This window comes from Nonlabens sp. Asnod2-A12, assembly GCF_045063745.1.
GTDB classification, from domain to species: Bacteria; Bacteroidota; Bacteroidia; order Flavobacteriales; family Flavobacteriaceae; genus Nonlabens; species Nonlabens xylanidelens.
The window spans coordinates 437,360-453,096 of the sequence record NZ_JBEFOB010000003.1 but is presented as its reverse complement, the minus strand read 5'-3'; the positions used below and the strand labels follow the sequence as shown (position 1 = coordinate 453,096).

At 34.0% G+C, this 15,737-nt stretch carries 12 protein-coding genes; 3 read left to right on the top strand and 9 right to left on the bottom strand.

Annotated features, from left to right (window positions below; all coding sequences use genetic code 11):
* Nucleotides 1–11: 11 nt before the first annotated feature.
* The 5 genes from lepB to ACJJVJ_RS02145 are packed head-to-tail and all read right to left on the bottom strand — an operon-like array spanning nt 12 to nt 4,638.
* Nucleotides 12–1,652 (bottom strand): signal peptidase I, encoded by a 1,641-nt coding sequence (gene lepB, locus ACJJVJ_RS02165; protein WP_405368654.1) that lies wholly within the window; start codon nt 1,650–1,652, stop codon nt 12–14.
* 39 nt (nt 1,653–1,691) lie between these two features.
* The gene (dapB, locus tag ACJJVJ_RS02160) at nt 1,692–2,393 is read right to left on the bottom strand and encodes a 4-hydroxy-tetrahydrodipicolinate reductase (protein WP_405368652.1); all 702 of its coding nucleotides are present in this window, start codon (nt 2,391–2,393) and stop codon (nt 1,692–1,694) included.
* A 1-nt stretch (nt 2,394) separates the two neighbouring features.
* On the bottom strand, nt 2,395–2,979 hold the full coding sequence (locus ACJJVJ_RS02155; RefSeq protein ID WP_405368650.1) for a DUF5683 domain-containing protein: 585 nt from the start codon (nt 2,977–2,979) through the stop codon (nt 2,395–2,397).
* Nucleotides 2,972–3,868, bottom strand: coding sequence for a ParB/RepB/Spo0J family partition protein (locus ACJJVJ_RS02150; RefSeq protein WP_405368648.1), 897 nt, complete (start codon nt 3,866–3,868; stop codon nt 2,972–2,974). The genes ACJJVJ_RS02155 and ACJJVJ_RS02150 overlap by 8 nt, the downstream gene beginning before the upstream one ends.
* 5 nt (nt 3,869–3,873) lie before the next feature.
* Nucleotides 3,874–4,638 (bottom strand): ParA family protein, encoded by a 765-nt coding sequence (locus ACJJVJ_RS02145; protein ID WP_104514943.1) that lies wholly within the window; start codon nt 4,636–4,638, stop codon nt 3,874–3,876.
* 200 nt (nt 4,639–4,838) lie between these two features.
* Between ACJJVJ_RS02145 and ACJJVJ_RS02140 the strand changes: the two genes are divergently transcribed.
* Both ACJJVJ_RS02140 and ACJJVJ_RS02135 read left to right on the top strand, forming a co-directional pair.
* Complete coding sequence (locus tag ACJJVJ_RS02140) at nt 4,839–6,065, top strand: glycosyltransferase (protein ID WP_405368646.1); 1,227 nt, start codon at nt 4,839–4,841, stop codon at nt 6,063–6,065.
* Nucleotides 6,066–6,406: 341 nt separating this feature from the next.
* Nucleotides 6,407–11,068: a LamG-like jellyroll fold domain-containing protein gene (locus ACJJVJ_RS02135; RefSeq protein WP_405368644.1), complete on the top strand. Its 4,662-nt coding sequence runs from the start codon at nt 6,407–6,409 to the stop codon at nt 11,066–11,068.
* Between the two features lie 201 nt (nt 11,069–11,269).
* Here the strand turns inward: ACJJVJ_RS02135 and lysA are convergent, their stop codons facing one another.
* Nucleotides 11,270–12,493, bottom strand: coding sequence for a diaminopimelate decarboxylase (lysA, locus tag ACJJVJ_RS02130; protein WP_405368642.1), 1,224 nt, complete (start codon nt 12,491–12,493; stop codon nt 11,270–11,272).
* Between the two features lie 201 nt (nt 12,494–12,694).
* Between lysA and sucC the strand changes: the two genes are divergently transcribed.
* The gene (gene sucC / locus ACJJVJ_RS02125; RefSeq protein ID WP_104514939.1) at nt 12,695–13,891 is read left to right on the top strand and encodes an ADP-forming succinate--CoA ligase subunit beta; all 1,197 of its coding nucleotides are present in this window, start codon (nt 12,695–12,697) and stop codon (nt 13,889–13,891) included.
* Between the two features lie 89 nt (nt 13,892–13,980).
* Here sucC and ACJJVJ_RS02120 read toward each other — a convergent pair whose 3' ends face one another.
* The 3 genes from ACJJVJ_RS02120 to aroB all read right to left on the bottom strand — a co-directional run bounded on the left by ACJJVJ_RS02120 (nt 13,981) and on the right by aroB (nt 15,723).
* Nucleotides 13,981–14,217 carry a hypothetical protein gene (locus ACJJVJ_RS02120; RefSeq protein WP_405368640.1) on the bottom strand — a complete coding sequence of 79 codons (237 nt, stop codon included), beginning with the start codon at nt 14,215–14,217 and terminating at the stop codon, nt 13,981–13,983.
* A 55-nt stretch (nt 14,218–14,272) separates the two neighbouring features.
* Nucleotides 14,273–14,578 (bottom strand): hypothetical protein, encoded by a 306-nt coding sequence (locus ACJJVJ_RS02115; protein WP_405368639.1) that lies wholly within the window; start codon nt 14,576–14,578, stop codon nt 14,273–14,275.
* A gap of 80 nt (nt 14,579–14,658) precedes the next feature.
* Nucleotides 14,659–15,723 (bottom strand): 3-dehydroquinate synthase, encoded by a 1,065-nt coding sequence (gene aroB, locus ACJJVJ_RS02110; protein WP_405368637.1) that lies wholly within the window; start codon nt 15,721–15,723, stop codon nt 14,659–14,661.
* Nucleotides 15,724–15,737 lie beyond the last annotated feature (14 nt).

The window sequence follows — 15,737 nt, the reverse complement described above, 5'->3', positions numbered from 1 at the left end:
GCCATAGATTATTAAGAGTTTTCCTGATTCTTCTTCTTATTACTCATGATCTTTTTAACCACAAAGTAACCACCTAATATTACTAAGAAATAAACTAAGTAAGAAGTAGGCTGTCCAGATCCATTTACTGTAGTAAACATTCTTTCAAACCTAAATGCAGACGTAAATGATTTATTACCGTCATAACTCATCCACACAAATACTGGTTTACCAACTACGTGATTAAATGGTACATAACCCCAGAATCTACTATCTAGACTATTATCACGATTATCACCCATGAGCCAGTAATAATCTTGCTTAAATGTATAAGAGGTAAGAGGCTGGCCATTTAGTAACACTTTATTTCCTTTAAGAGTTATATCGTTAAAGATATTCATCTCACTACCTTCATAAACTTCAATGATTCTCTCAAAGTAAGAGATGTTTTTGTAGTCTATGTCTACGGTCATACCTTCGGCAGGAATTAAAAATGGATCGCGGTCATCATTATTGTTAGATAATCTACCATCATATGGAAAAGCATTGGGCTTATTGTATATAGTAGATATGTCATTGCGGTCTCTTAAATCTTTGCGATAAGGTGTTGCTAGTTCTTGATTACGCATTTCGGCAGACGTGATAATACCATCTTTAGTAAGCTGCTCGATGGCTTTATCTGTTGCTGTTAATTGTAGTTTGTTAGGATTAACATCTCTATCTGGCTGATATATGTTTTCAGTTATATCATATTTCTCGATCATATAAGCTTGATCTGCCATAAGATCTAATCTTGTTGTGATTACGCTATAAATATGCTGTGGTCTGGCACGTTCTGGTAAAATAAGTTCTTCACCATTAATGTATATAACACCATCTTTCATAGACATGGTATCACCAGCTATAGCAACACATCTCTTTACATAATTAGATTTCTTATCAATAGGTTTGTAATGGTATTTACCATCGTCGTTAGGATAAGAATTAATGGTATCTGTAGGATAGTTAAATACCACGATGTCATTGCGTTCTATTTTTTGAAAACCAGGTATTCTAGTGTATGGTAACTGTGGTCTTGCTAGATAGCTTTTTACTCCTAACACAGGAATGGTATCGTGTACCATAGGTGCGGCGATAGGAGTCATAGGTAATCTAGCACCGTAATGGAATTTACTTACAAAAAGGAAATCACCTGTAAGCAATGTTTTTTCTAATGAAGAAGTAGGAATAATAAATGGTTGCATTACATAGGTGTGAACTATAGTTGCTGCTATTACTGCAAATAGAATAGAATTAGTCCATTCTCCAGCACTAGTTCTAGGGTCTAAACTTCTATCATGTATATAATTAAGTGGTTGCGTGTAGTTGATGTAATAGATATAAAAACCAAAAGTCACCACTCCTAGAGTCGTATCTATCGCTTTATTGTAACCAAAGGACCTCAAGGTATCTACCCATATAACTATAAACATTAAAAGGTTTACTACCGGTAAGAAAAGTAAAATAGTCCACCACCATGGTCTATTCATTATTTTCATTAATGTAACCGCATTATATACAGGTACAAATGCTTGCCATGCTTTAAAACCTGCAGCGACATACATTTTCCAGGTTCCTAATCCGTGAATTAACTGGATTAAGATAAATACGATTAACCATTCTGTCCAATTCATATTGTTATATTGTAGTATGATAGATAGTTGTAGAGATTATTATAACCCTAAAACATCTTTCATGGTGTAAATTCCTTTTTTATTAATAATCCACTCTGCAGCTATAACACTACCTAATGCAAAACCATCTCTAGTATGTGCGGTGTGAGTTATTTCTATACTATCTATTTCGTTTTGATAGATAACGCTGTGAGTTCCTTTGACATCTTCTTCTCTCAAAGCTTCAATTGAAACAGAATCTTCTTTGAGATCTGTTCCTAAATGCCAGTTTTCTTTGCTTACGCTTTTTGCTAGTCCTTCAAATAAAGTTATAGCCGTACCACTAGGCGCATCTTTCTTTTCCGTATGATGGATTTCTTGCATCTTAACATCATATTCTTTGAACTGACTCATCATTGCGGCAAGTTTTTTATTAAGTTCAAAGAAAATATTAACTCCTAGACTAAAGTTAGACGCATAAACCATACTTGATTTATGTTCTTTAATCATATCAGTTACCTCGCCTAAATTTTCATTCCACCCAGTAGTACCGCAAATAATAGGTATTTGAGTAGGAATAAGATATTTGAGGTTATTCATTACGCTTTCTGGACTAGTAAACTCTATAATAACATCTGCCTTTGTGATGTCTTCCATAGAGTCATTGCGACCTATTCTAGTAACCACAGTATGTCCTCTTTCTAGAGCTATTTTTTCAATGGTTTTACCCATTTTACCATATCCTAATAATGCAATTTTCATATTAAAAATTATAGGTGAGATTAAATCCGTAGGTGTTACCTATGGCTAGTGTGTTGTAATCCATATAAGGTAGAAAAGTTAAATTACGATCTACACTAAACTGGCTCAAATGCCCGTCTACGTTTGCATCAATTATTTGCAATACATATAGACCTGCTGTAATTAAAAGGCTTAATTCTTTATTACGTTGTGAGGTTCTTTGCGCTCTTTCTAGCCCTTCTGTAGTTATTATGGGAGTTCCGTCTGCATTAGAGAACTCATCATTTGTACCACCTGCCAGACGTATTCTAAAAGCATCTCTTAAACGATTGTATTCTTTATCATTAACTGTATACACATAAATAGGAATACCTACTGCAGCTAGGGCAAGAGGTACTTTCCAATACTTCTTATTGTATGCCTGACCTAAACCTGGAACAATAGCGCTATAAAAAGCAGCTTTTGCAGGTCGGTTTGCATCATATACAGTGGCAACACTATCCTGTGCCACTAGCAAGGGACCAAAATTAGGGTTAGGATCTGGCTGTGTTTGTGCAAATCCAGCAAGGCCTATAAAAAGTATTATGTAAATTATGTATTTACTCATTGATTAACTTTACAATGCGTTCAAAGTCTGCTTTAGAAGCATAGTTAATAGTAATTTTTCCTTTACCACTGCTTGACATAGTCGTAGTAACTTTTGTGTCTAGTAAAGAATTAAGCTCAGATGTTTTTTGAGAGATATTTTCTGGCAGCGACTTCGTTTTAGTCTGCTTTCTCGGAAGCGAGTCCGTTTTAGACTCCTTAACCATTTTTTCAGTTTCTCTTACAGAAAGACCATCGCTCAATACCTTTTGATATATATCTAGCTGTTGGTCCAGACTGTCTATAGTGATTAAAGCACGTCCATGTCCCATAGAGATAAAACCATCTCTCATACCTGTCTGAATGATAGGGTCTAACTTTAAAAGGCGCAAGTAGTTTGCAATAGCACTTCTAGATTTTCCTACACGCTCACTCATTTGCTCTTGTGTAAGATCTATTTCTTCAATTAATCTTTGATAAGAAAGAGCTATTTCAATAGGATCTAAATCCTGACGCTGGATATTTTCTACCAGTGCCATTTCTAGTGATTCTTGATCGTTTGCTAGGCGTACATATGCTGGTACAGTTTCTAGTCCTAATAACTTAGAGGCACGACATCTACGTTCTCCAGAAACTAGTTCATATTTACCAAAACCTTTCTTACGTACTGTAATAGGTTGTATAACACCTAGTTCTTTAATAGAAGAAGCCAGCTCTTTAAGTTGCTCTTCATTAAAACTAGTTCTAGGTTGAAAAGGGTTCATGTCGATATCCTTCAATGGAAGATCGATCACGTTACCTACTATCTTATCTGCATTTTTATCTGCAGTAGATTTAATATCGTTGCTAGGGTCTTTTAAAAGAGCAGATAATCCTCTTCCTAGCGCTTGTTTTTTAGTTGCTTTGGCCATTTTGCTTAAGCGTTTTTCTGTATAAGTTCATTAGCAAGGCTCAGGTAATTCTCAGATCCTTTACTAGATGCGTCATAATTAATAATGCTCTCACCATAAGAAGGTGCTTCACTTAAACGCACATTACGTTGAATGATTGTCTTAAAAGTTAATCCTTCAAAATGTTGATTTACTTCTTCTACTACCTGATTAGAAAGCCTTAACCTGCTGTCGTACATAGTTAGTAATAGACCTTCTATATCTAAATTTGTATTATGGATTTTCTGTACACTTTTTACTGTGTTTAATAATTTACCTAGACCTTCTAGTGCAAAGTATTCACATTGAATAGGTATAAGAACAGAATTACTAGCAGTAAGGGCATTTAAAGTTAATAATCCTAGTGAAGGAGCACAGTCTATAATAATATAGTCATAGTTATCTTGAATGCTAGCAAGTGCTGTACGCATCATGTATTCACGACTCTCTTTGTCTACTAGTTCTATTTCTATAGCCACTAGATCTATATGAGCAGGTATAATATCTACATTAGGAGATTCTGTTTGTAACACTAGGTCTGCGGCAGGGACAGAGTTTTCAATAAGTTGGTAAGTACCTTGTTCTATTTCTTCAACGTCTAAGCCTAGTCCAGAAGTAGCATTAGCCTGCGGATCTGCATCTATTAACAATACTTTCTTTTCTAATACTCCTAGACATGCTGCAAGATTAACTGCTGTAGTTGTTTTACCTACGCCACCTTTTTGATTTGCTATAGCAATTATTTTACCCATGGAATCTTTATGATTTTAAAACGCTAAAGTAAATATTTTACAGCGGATTTTTATCAATAATCTTCTTTTAGGTAGCTTGCTTTTCAACAATAAAGAATAGAAATCGTTATTTCATTGATTTTGAGCTCTAGAATGTAAATTTGAAAATATACATTTTAACTTTTATCGCACTAGTTCTCCTTAAGAACTAACTTTGTAAAATGAAAAAACTACTAGTAATAGGTAAAAACTGGCCAGAACCGCAAACCACTGCTGCAGGATATAGAATACTACAGTTACTAGAGGTTTTTCAAGAAGATGGTTATCAAGTTATTTTTAGTTGCGCAGGATTTAAATCGGCATATTCTGTAGATTTAGGAGCCTTAGATATTATTGAAAAAGAGATCTTGCTTAATGACTCTAGTTTTGATCAATATATAAAGGAATTAAGACCTGATATAGTGTTATATGATCGCTTCATGACCGAAGAGCAATACAGCTGGCGAGTAAAAGATAACAGTCCAGATACTTTACATATTCTAGATACAGAAGATTTACATTTTTTAAGAAAGGCTAGGGAAGTAGCTGTTAAAAACGGGACTGATGTTAGTTTTTATAATGATGCTGCCATAAGAGAAATTGCAGCTATTTATCGCTGTGATCTTAGTATAATCATATCAAAGGTAGAGCATGATGTTTTGATAAACAGTTTTGACATACCGGTAAATAAACTAGTTTACATTCCTTTCTTATATAAGGATGATAAATTAAAAATCTCTTTACCTAAATCTTTTAACGAGAGATCTAATTTTGTGATGATAGGTAATTCTCTCCATCAACCTAATTATGATTCTATCTTGTATCTTAAAACTGAGATATGGCCACAGATTAGAAAGCAATTACCAGATGTAGAAGTACATATTTACGGTGCTTATCAAAATCAAAGCATAGAACAATTACACAACCTTAAGCAAGGTTTTATAGTTAAAGGTTTTGCAACAAATGCTATTAAAACACTGCAGGAATATCGATTGTTATTAGCTCCATTACGTTTTGGTGCAGGTTTGAAGGGTAAGATATTTGACGCTTTGCATGCCGCTACACCAGTAGCAATGTCACAAATAGCAGCCGAAGGAATGTTTAATGGTAAGCAAGAATTTGGTTTTACCGAGGACGATATAGATGCTTATGTAGGTAAAGTGATAAGCTTGTATCAAAATCTTAGAAAATGGCAAGAGTTAAGCGATAGTTCTTCAAAGATTTTAGAAAATAATTATTCCCATTCCGCTTTCGCGAAAGCGTTATTATTTAAAATATCTAGTTTAACAAATGTTAATAATGCTTTATCAAGTAAGGATGATTTTTTTATAAAAATGCTAAATTTTCATTCAAATTCTCGTTACAAATATCTTTCTAAATGGATCGATTTAAAGAATAATTCTGATTAATCATAGATTTATATTTATAATCTATTAATCACTATGTATTTCATCGATAATTATAACGTTATGTCGTTCACTTAACGTTTTAAAGGTCATACGTTCTGTTTATTAACTGAAATAAGGAAGAATAATACTAGATTTTATCGTTTAAAAACTTAACTAATATTCATTTTACCGATAAAAAACGTGTCTTAATCTGATTTTTTAAAATTATGTTTAACTCATGTATCTGTGATACAGTAGATTATGAAACATAGTTAATTATTATGTATGCATAGCATAATGAAAAGCTTTTTTGTATTACATCGATTATTTATACTTGTTGTCGTACTTAAAAGTATAGGGATATGATTAAAAAATTACTCAATAAAAAGAAAAAATTTCTACTAGGATTGATAATAATTCTTACTATGCCTGCATATGGACAAATCACTGTTTTTAATGCAGATTTTACTACAGGGTTAGGAGACAATGCATGGACTGAAACTAATACAGCGCCAAATGGAAACTGGGTAAGAGGTGCAGACCTAACAGCTTTTGGAGCTGGACAATATTTTTTTTTACAAAAAACATTTTCATCTAATAGAACTTTTGAACCAAATGATCGTGCTGAAGCTATTTCTCCTGTCATTGATTTAACTGGTTATGACAAGTTGACTTTGTCCTTTGATATGTATTTAGAGGTTTTTAATTCTAGACAAGAGGGCGTAACCCTCTTATATAGTACTGATGGCGGTGTTACATATCAAACCTTGGGTAAAGAAAATGACGAAGCGACTAATTGGTACATATCAAGAGATAATGGTGTCTTACCTGGATTTGGTGGATGGACGGTAAATAGTGGAGGATGGGTAACTGCGTCCATCGACTTACCTTCACAAGGTTTTGATGATAAAAATAATATTAGATTTAAATTTTATTTTGCTGCAGATAATACATCTTATTTAGTAGATGGTTTTGCATTTGATAATTTTAAAATTACTGGATTCAATAAGTTGACAAAAAATTATTCAGATTGTGGATTAGGAATAGGTCAGAATCTTGAGTTATGGTTAAATACTAGAACTCTAACAGGATTGAATGACGGTGATAAAATAGATCAGTGGACAAATATTTCTTCATTAGACCCTGCAGCAAATATTAGTAGTGAGTGGACTAGTGCTACGGCTACAGGTGTGGAGAGACCTACTTATAACGATAATCCTACAAAAAACGTAAATTTCAATCCTGTTGTATCTTTTGATGGTTCTAATTCCATGTTTGGTAAATCTGGTTTTTATAACAGAGATATTTATATAGTTATTAATCCTACCGCAGGAATCAATGCATCTAGACCTACTGAAGATGTGTTTCTAGGGGATGATTATCTTGAAGACATAGGTAGTGAAGATATTACTGGTGTTTCCATTAATAATACTAGTGTTAGATTTACTGATGGTATGGGAAACCAGACACCAGATATCGCAGCGTATAATCAAGGAGCTAATACTGGGTATGGTAGAGCCATAATTCATCCAGCTTTAAATTATGATCGACCTGTAATATTTAACGCAAGACTTAATGCGGCAGGAGATGGTATGGATCTGTTTTTAGACGGTGTAGATTTAGGTACGACCTTGAGTCCAGCATTAATGCAAGAAGTTAATAAGGCTAAATTTTCTGATATACTTAACTCTAGATATTGGATAGGTAGATCTGAATTTTTTGGACCTAGTTTTACCGGAGATGTGTTAGAAATAATGTCATTTTCAGAACGTAAATCAGATATAGATAGAAGACGCTTAGAGTCTTATCTAGCGGTAAAATATGGAATTACATTGGGCTTGTTTCCAGTTGCGGCTATAGGTTTGCCTCACGTACCTGGAGCATATTTTGATTCTGATGGTAATTCTTTGTGGAATGCTAGTACAGATAATGGATTTACTTATAATGTTGCTGGAATAGGTTTTGATTCTTGTTCTTTATTAAACCAGAAGCAGGCTAAAAGTGTAGACCCAAATACGTTTATTACTATAGGGTTAGGTGATATCTATGACACAAATAATAATAATCCTAATACTTTTCAGGATAGTGGAGATTTCTTAATGTGGGGTAGTACTTTATCTACGTTAAGTGCTTTACCTAGTCCTCTAGAAGTAAATTTGGGTCCTAGCCTAGTAACTACATTTACAGATGTAACAGAACGTACCTGGAAGTTTAAGGAAATTTCACAAAATGCTAACGATATACCAGAGGTTAAAATTTCTGTTTCCACTGCAGGTTTAGCTTCTTTACCGGCATTAGTTGGTAATGATGCTTATGTTATGATTATTGCAGACGATAAAGATTTTACCACAAATATTGAAACTAAGTTTTTAAAGACTGTAGGCGCAAATCAAGAGGCTTATCATGATTTTGATGATGTGAAATTCGTGAAATTCGGTGTAGCGCATGAAGTAATTGAGCCTAGAGATATCTTGTTCGACGGTTCTGATGATTATGTAGCAATGGATGACGAGGTTGAATTTACTGGTAATTATTCTATATCTGCTTGGGTTAATACTAATGGGTCTAACGATAGTAATACTAATAAAACCATTGTTTCTAAAAGAGCAAACGGTGTAGATGGGTATCATTTCTATCTTACTGATGATAATCGTGTTGCTATGACGCATAATGGTGTTTCTACCATAATGTCAAATACAGCACTTTCTAACAATGTATGGAGATATGTAACCTTTACCTATGCAGGAAGCACAGCAAACATTTATATAGATGGCGTTTTAGACATTACTCAAGATATTCTTAGTCCTATAAATAATGATTCAAGATTTTGTATCGGATCTAGATATGTAGATAAGAATACTATCGTAGATAATTTTTCAGGTAGTCTAGATGAAATTAGAATATTTTCAAATAGTATTACTCAAAGAGAATTACGCTTTATAATGAATCAGGAACTAGAGAAAAGCGGCACAGGGATAAAAGGTTCTGTCATACCAGAAACTATAACTAGAAATGATATCTCTGGTATGTTATGGACAGATCTAGAGGCTTATTTTAATATGAATACTTATATAGGTACTCACTTAAATGATGCGTCTGGTAATGGACATAGAGGTAGTTTAATACAGCCAGATAATTTTAGTATTAATGAGCAAACAGCGCCATTACCATATATTACTGCTACAGACGGTAATTGGAATAATGATAGTAGTTGGGTTAATGGTAGTGTTAATTTTGTACCAGGTGCAAGAAGAGTTATTAATGGCGTTAACAAAGTAATTAATTGGAATATAGTAGAAGTAGATCATGAAATGGTTGCCGATAATAAGAACTATAAGTTTCTAGGATTAGATGTAAGCAGTACAGGTAAGTTATCTACAGATAATGATAGAGCAATAATTGTTTCTCATATTTTGACTTTAGATGGCTTTATCGATTTACAAGGAGAGTCTCAACTAGTTCAAAGTACAGATAGTGATTTGATACCATCTACTACAGGTAAGATAGAAATAGATCAACAAGGTACCTCTAATACGTATGATTATAACTATTGGACATCACCAGTGAGTATTATTACTGATGGAGTTAACAATAATGGTTTTGATATTGCTAGTGTTCTTAAAGATGGTACTTTAATCGATAATCCTAGAGATATAACCTTTACTGGTACAGGAGTTAGAGATGGTGCACCTGGTACCGCATCAGTTGCTGCTACCATTTCAGGTAGATGGTTGTATAAATATGGTAATACTACTAGTAATACCTATGCAAACTGGGAGTATGCTGGTCCTACAGTGATACAGCTAGCAGGAGAAGGTTGGACTATGAAAGGAACCGGAGCCTCAGGTTCTACGCAAAATTACATTTTTGTAGGTAAGCCTAATAATGGAGATATAAACCTTGACATAGATAGTGGAAATGATTATTTAATCGGTAATCCATATCCTAGTGCTTTGGATGCTCATGATTTTATTTCAGATAATCCAGATACAGATGGAACAGTTTATTTTTGGGAACATTGGGGTGGTAACACTCATATTTTAGCCAGTTATCAAGGTGGTTATGCCACTTATAACTATTCTGGAGGTGTAGGTAATGCGACTTTTGGAACTTCTAATCCAGATGTAAATCAAGGTGGTGTCCCGACTAAATTGCCTAAACGATACATACCAGTAGGTCAGGGGTTCTTTGTAACTGGTATTAACGATGGTGGACAAATTAGATTTAGAAACGGCCAACGAGAATTTGAAAAAGAATCTGACGGAGAGAGTATATTTGTAGCTGCACCAGGTAGTGACCCTATTCTTAGCGATGGTGCTATCAACACATCAAGAGATACTAGATTAAAGATAAGATTAGGTTTTGACTCTTCTAACTTAATTCACAGACAGCTATTGCTTACGGTAGATTCTTTGACTACTTATCAAGTAGATAGAGGTTATGATGGTAGACTGTTAGATGAGCAAATAGATGATATGTCCTGGATAGTAAACACAGATAAACTTACCATACAAGGAGTGCCATCTATTGAGAACGGAGCAGAGTTACCGTTATTTATTAAATTAAAAGATGATAGTAACTTTAGTATTACCATAGATGACTTACTTAATGTATTACCTACTCAAAATATTTTTATTAGGGATAATGTTTTAAATACGTATGTAAACTTAATGAACGGCGATTACACAAGTCCGGTATTAACTGCTGGTATTTATGAAGACAGGTTTTCTGTAGTGTTTACATTACCAGAAACTTTGAGCAATGAATTAGAACAACTAGATGAAACAGATCTTGTGGTGTTTACTCCTAATCATGTTACTGAGGTGCACATTAAAAAGCCTGTAGAAATAGAAATAAGTGATTTATACTTAATCAATATGCTGGGCCAGCAAGTGAGAACATATGACATGACTGGAAAAGTGGGTGTCCTTAAATTGGATGTATCACAAATAGCTAGTGGTAATTATCTTATAAAAATGAATACCAATCTAGGAGTAGTTACTAAAAAGGTAATTATTAAATAAACGATTAACTCGCTTGATGAATTAAAAGGTCTGTGTTTACAATAACACAGACTTTTTTTATACAAACTTTTAAAAGGTAGTGCGATTTGGTATGTATTTAATTGAATTTTAGTTGTTATAATTCCGCTTTCGCGAAAGCGGAACACAAAAAAAGCTCGATTCTATGAACCGAGCTTTAATAGTATAAATGAAACTGTAACGTTATTCTGTAACAGATTCTTCAAAGTTAACCTGAACCTGTCCTTTCAGAATGTCTGCCATGGTCTCACGCTCTCTAATAACGTGTGATTTACCATTGTACCAAAGTACCTCGGCAGGTCTATATCTAGAGTTGTAATTACTAGCCATGGAGTAACAATAAGCACCAGCGTTAGAGAATGAAAGAATATCACCTTCAGTAATTTCAGATATCTGGCGGTTGTTTGCAAATGTGTCTGTTTCACAAATATATCCCACAATGCTGTAGAATCTATTCTTACCATCTGGGTTAGAAATATTTCTTATACCATGGTAAGAACCATATAACATAGGTCTTATTAAATGATTAAATCCAGAGTCTATCCCTGCAAAGACAGTAGATGTGGTTTGTTTTACAACATTGACCTGTGCAAGAAACTGACCAGATTCACTAACTAAAAACTTTCCTGGTTCAAAAGCCATGGTAATATCACGGCCGTATTCTTTACAAAATTTATTAAAACGCTCACTTAATTGAGCTCCTAGATCTTCAATATCTGTAGAAACATCACCTTCTTTATAAGGTACTTTAAATCCACTACCAAAATCTATGAATTCTAAATCCTTAAATTTTGCAGCAGTTTCAAAAAGAATTTCTGTTGCATATAGAAATACACCTATATCTAGAATATCGCTACCAGTATGCATGTGCACACCATTTACATTCATACCTGTGTTTTCTACTATACGTAGGATGTGTGGTATTTGATGAATGGATATACCAAATTTACTATCGATGTGACCCACAGAAATATTTGCATTTCCACCAGCCATAACGTGTGGATTTATCCTTACACAAACTGGTGTGTTAGGATGTTTAGAACCGAATTGTTCTAGTATAGAAAGGTTATCGATGTTTATTTGTACACCTTTTTCTGCAACCTTTTCTATTTCTTCTAGTGATACACCGTTAGGAGTAAAAATAATTTTCTTAGGGTCTACACCAGCGGCCAGACCTAATTCTACCTCTTGTAGACTCACGGTATCGAGTCCAGCGCCTAACTGTTTAAAAAGTTTCAAGATAGAGATGTTAGACAGCGCTTTTACAGCATAATGTATTCTTAGATTCTTAGCCTTATCAAAGGCAGAAACTAAACGTTGATACTGTGCTACAATGACCTCTGCATCATAGACATAAACCGGACTACCGTGTTCTCGGGCTATGTTTAATAAATCTTGATTATTCATGTTAAAAAATTAAGCCCACAAAAGTAATAGACTAGAGGAATTAAAAGTCAATATTTTCTTAAAAATTCCATTTATTATAAGATACTTGTGCATAATTGAGGAATATCTATAAAATAAGAATTCTTTTAGAAGGATTTGTTTCAAATTCAAGGTTCACTTTCTTACTTTTGCTAGACTTAAATTGAACATTAAAGAACATTTATGAATCTTCACGAATATCAAGGAAAAGAAATTCTCGCTAGTTATGGTGTAACTATACAAAGAGGTAAAGTAGCAACAACTGCAGACGAGGCAGTAGCTGCTGCAAAAGAATTAACTGAAGAAACTGGTACTGGATGGCACGTTATCAAAGCACAAGTACACGCAGGTGGACGTGGTAAAGGTGGTGGTGTAAAGCTAGCAAAAAACCTTGATCAAGTAAAAGAAATCTCTGGACAGATTATAGGAATGGACCTTGTTACTCCTCAGACTACGGCTGAAGGTAAAAGAGTTCACCAAGTTCTTGTTGCAGAAGATGTATACGAACCAGGAGAGGCAGAAATAGAAGAATTCTATATGTCTGTACTTTTAGATCGTGGACAAGGTAAAAATATGATCATGTATTCTACAGAAGGTGGAATGGATATAGAAACTGTAGCTGAGGAAACTCCGCATTTAATCTTTACAGAAACTATCGATCCTGCACATGGTCTTCAAGGTTTTCAAGCAAGACGTATTGCTTTTAACTTAGGATTAAGCGGTAAAGCGTTTAAAGAAATGACAAAGTTTGTTAACTCTTTATACAATGCTTACTTAGGGTCAGATTCTGCTTTGTTTGAAATCAACCCAGTTCTTAAAGCTTCTAATAATACTATCATCGCAGTAGATTGTAAAATCACTCTAGATGAAAATGCTTTATTCCGTCACAAAGATCTTGAGGCATTAAGAGATGTTAGAGAAGAAAATGCAACGGAAGTAGAAGCTAGAGAGGTAGGATTAAACTACGTAGATCTAGATGGTAACGTAGGTTGTATGGTAAATGGTGCTGGACTTGCTATGGCAACAATGGACCTTATCAAACAAGCTGGTGGAGAACCTGCAAACTTCTTAGATGTAGGTGGTACTGCAGATGCTAAACGTGTTGAAGAAGCTTTCCGTATCATTCTTAAAGATGATAAAGTAGAGGCTATTCTTGTAAATATCTTTGGTGGTATTGTAAGATGTGACCGTGTAGCGCAAGGTATCGTAGATGCTTATAAAAATATGGGTGATGCTATGAATGTACCATTGATCGTGAGATTACAAGGTACTAATGCAGAAATCGCTAAGGAATTAATAGACAACAGTGGTATGGATGTACAGAGTGCTGTTGAATTTCAAGAAGCTGCAGATAAAGTACAGGCTGTACTAGCTAAGTAATTATCATATAGATATTATTAAAAATCCCCTTAAAGCGATAGCCTTAAGGGGATTTTTTATGCGTTCTAATCATTTAAGAAAATTACTAGCTATTTAATAGTGTCATCTTGTTTTCTATTTATCAATGCTTTTCTAGACATATAGATAGTAATGATTCCGGTTATAGTAATAGGAACACCCATAATGAACATCATACCCATATATTGTTTCCAATTGAAGTATTCTAATTGAAAATTGATATCACTCATGTAAAAAAGGCTACCTAATAAAAAACTAAATAGAATTATGATCAGTAAAGATTTTCTATAATGTTTTTTATTCTCCATTTTAGAATTAGTTTTCCAAATCTAATAAAAAGAGATCTTTTTTATTAAATAATTTTTAGAGGTTTTCTTCAACTTTTTTAAGATCGTCAGCGGTTATTTCTGGTAACGCATCAGGGTCTGACATCTCTCTATCAGAATAGTCTTCTTCGTCAAAGGATTCCATTTGCATGGATAAACGTTTTGAAATCTTTACGAGATACTTGGTATCTTCTGTAAGAACTTCTACAGCTTCTATGGTTTCATATTTATGATTCTTAAAAGTAATCACATCGTCATCACCATAGCCATCAGGGTATTTCTCTACAAGTAAAGCAAGAAGCTCTGGAGTTAGTTTTTTATAATCAACAATAATATTTCTCATTACCATATCATTTTAGGTAAATCTAAATTATATCATTTTTGATAATTTACTAAGCTGTAAAATGAAGTTATTGTTAAACTTTAGAGCAGGCTGAAACTTTTGATAACATCTATTTCTGGTACTGTCTGGTCGGTTATAAAAGAACCTATTGTGTCTATAAGAACAAAACGTATCTCGCCATTTACATTCTTTTTATCATGAGTCATTAACTCTAGCATGTTCTCAATATCCTGCGGGCTAAAGTTAAGATTCATTTTCAGCCTTTTATACCAGTCTCCAATTTCGGCAAAATCCGTGTCAGACAGGCCTGCGTGTAAATTACTTAGGTAAGATTCTAGATACAGTCCAGCTGCAATCGCTTCTCCATGTAATAGAGAGTCATGACTATCACTCGATAAACAGAAAGATTCTATAGCGTGACCTATAGTATGACCATAATTAAGTGCTTTGCGTGGTCCTTTTTCAAAAGGGTCGCTTTTTACTACATCACTTTTAATAACTGCACTTTGATGGATAAGTTTATCAAACGTTACAGAATAATAATCTGCACCTACGTCTTTCATGTTTTTCCAGTAATCACGGTCTGCAATGAGTCCGTGTTTAAACATCTCGATAGAACCATTGAGCAACTGTCTATTATCCAGAGTATTTAAATAAGTAGAATCTATTAAAGTCATAACTGGTGGTACAATAACACCTATTTGATTTTTAAGATGTCCTATGTCCACACCATTTTTTCCACCTATAGCTGCATCTACCATTCCTAAAACAGTAGTAGGTATGTGAATAAAAGAAATCCCTCTTTTAATAGTTGCGGCTATAAAACCACCTAGGTCTGTAATGACGCCACCACCTAAATTAATCATTAGACTATTTCTATCGCAGCCCAGTTCTATCATTGCGTTCCATACACCAGTGCATGTTTCTATGTTTTTAAATTCTTCACCAGCATCTACTTCTATGATTTCTATACGTGCTTCAGTTTCTATTTGAGGCATTAAAACCGGATAGCAATTTTGCATCGTATTCTCGTCTACAAGAATAAAAATACAGCTAGGTTTCTTCTTTGCTATAAATTTATTGAGTTGTATATAAGATTCTTCCTTAAAATGTATGCTGTAAGATGAGTTTGTTATAGAATTCATTTAATGATAGTATT

Excerpts from the sequence above, each read along its gene's own strand:
- lepB (WP_405368654.1), bottom strand. The coding sequence starts at position 1,652 with ATGAATTGGACAGAATGGTTAATCGTATTTATCTTAATCCAGTTAATT.
- dapB (WP_405368652.1), bottom strand. The coding sequence starts at position 2,393 with ATGAAAATTGCATTATTAGGATATGGTAAAATGGGTAAAACCATTGAA.
- ACJJVJ_RS02155 (WP_405368650.1), bottom strand. The coding sequence starts at position 2,979 with ATGAGTAAATACATAATTTACATAATACTTTTTATAGGCCTTGCTGGA.
- ACJJVJ_RS02150 (WP_405368648.1), bottom strand. The coding sequence starts at position 3,868 with ATGGCCAAAGCAACTAAAAAACAAGCGCTAGGAAGAGGATTATCTGCT.
- ACJJVJ_RS02145 (WP_104514943.1), bottom strand. The coding sequence starts at position 4,638 with ATGGGTAAAATAATTGCTATAGCAAATCAAAAAGGTGGCGTAGGTAAA.
- ACJJVJ_RS02140 (WP_405368646.1), top strand. The coding sequence starts at position 4,839 with ATGAAAAAACTACTAGTAATAGGTAAAAACTGGCCAGAACCGCAAACC.
- ACJJVJ_RS02135 (WP_405368644.1), top strand. The coding sequence starts at position 6,407 with ATGATTAAAAAATTACTCAATAAAAAGAAAAAATTTCTACTAGGATTG.
- lysA (WP_405368642.1), bottom strand. The coding sequence starts at position 12,493 with ATGAATAATCAAGATTTATTAAACATAGCCCGAGAACACGGTAGTCCG.
- sucC (WP_104514939.1), top strand. The coding sequence starts at position 12,695 with ATGAATCTTCACGAATATCAAGGAAAAGAAATTCTCGCTAGTTATGGT.
- ACJJVJ_RS02120 (WP_405368640.1), bottom strand. The coding sequence starts at position 14,217 with ATGGAGAATAAAAAACATTATAGAAAATCTTTACTGATCATAATTCTA.
- ACJJVJ_RS02115 (WP_405368639.1), bottom strand. The coding sequence starts at position 14,578 with ATGAGAAATATTATTGTTGATTATAAAAAACTAACTCCAGAGCTTCTT.
- aroB (WP_405368637.1), bottom strand. The coding sequence starts at position 15,723 with ATGAATTCTATAACAAACTCATCTTACAGCATACATTTTAAGGAAGAA.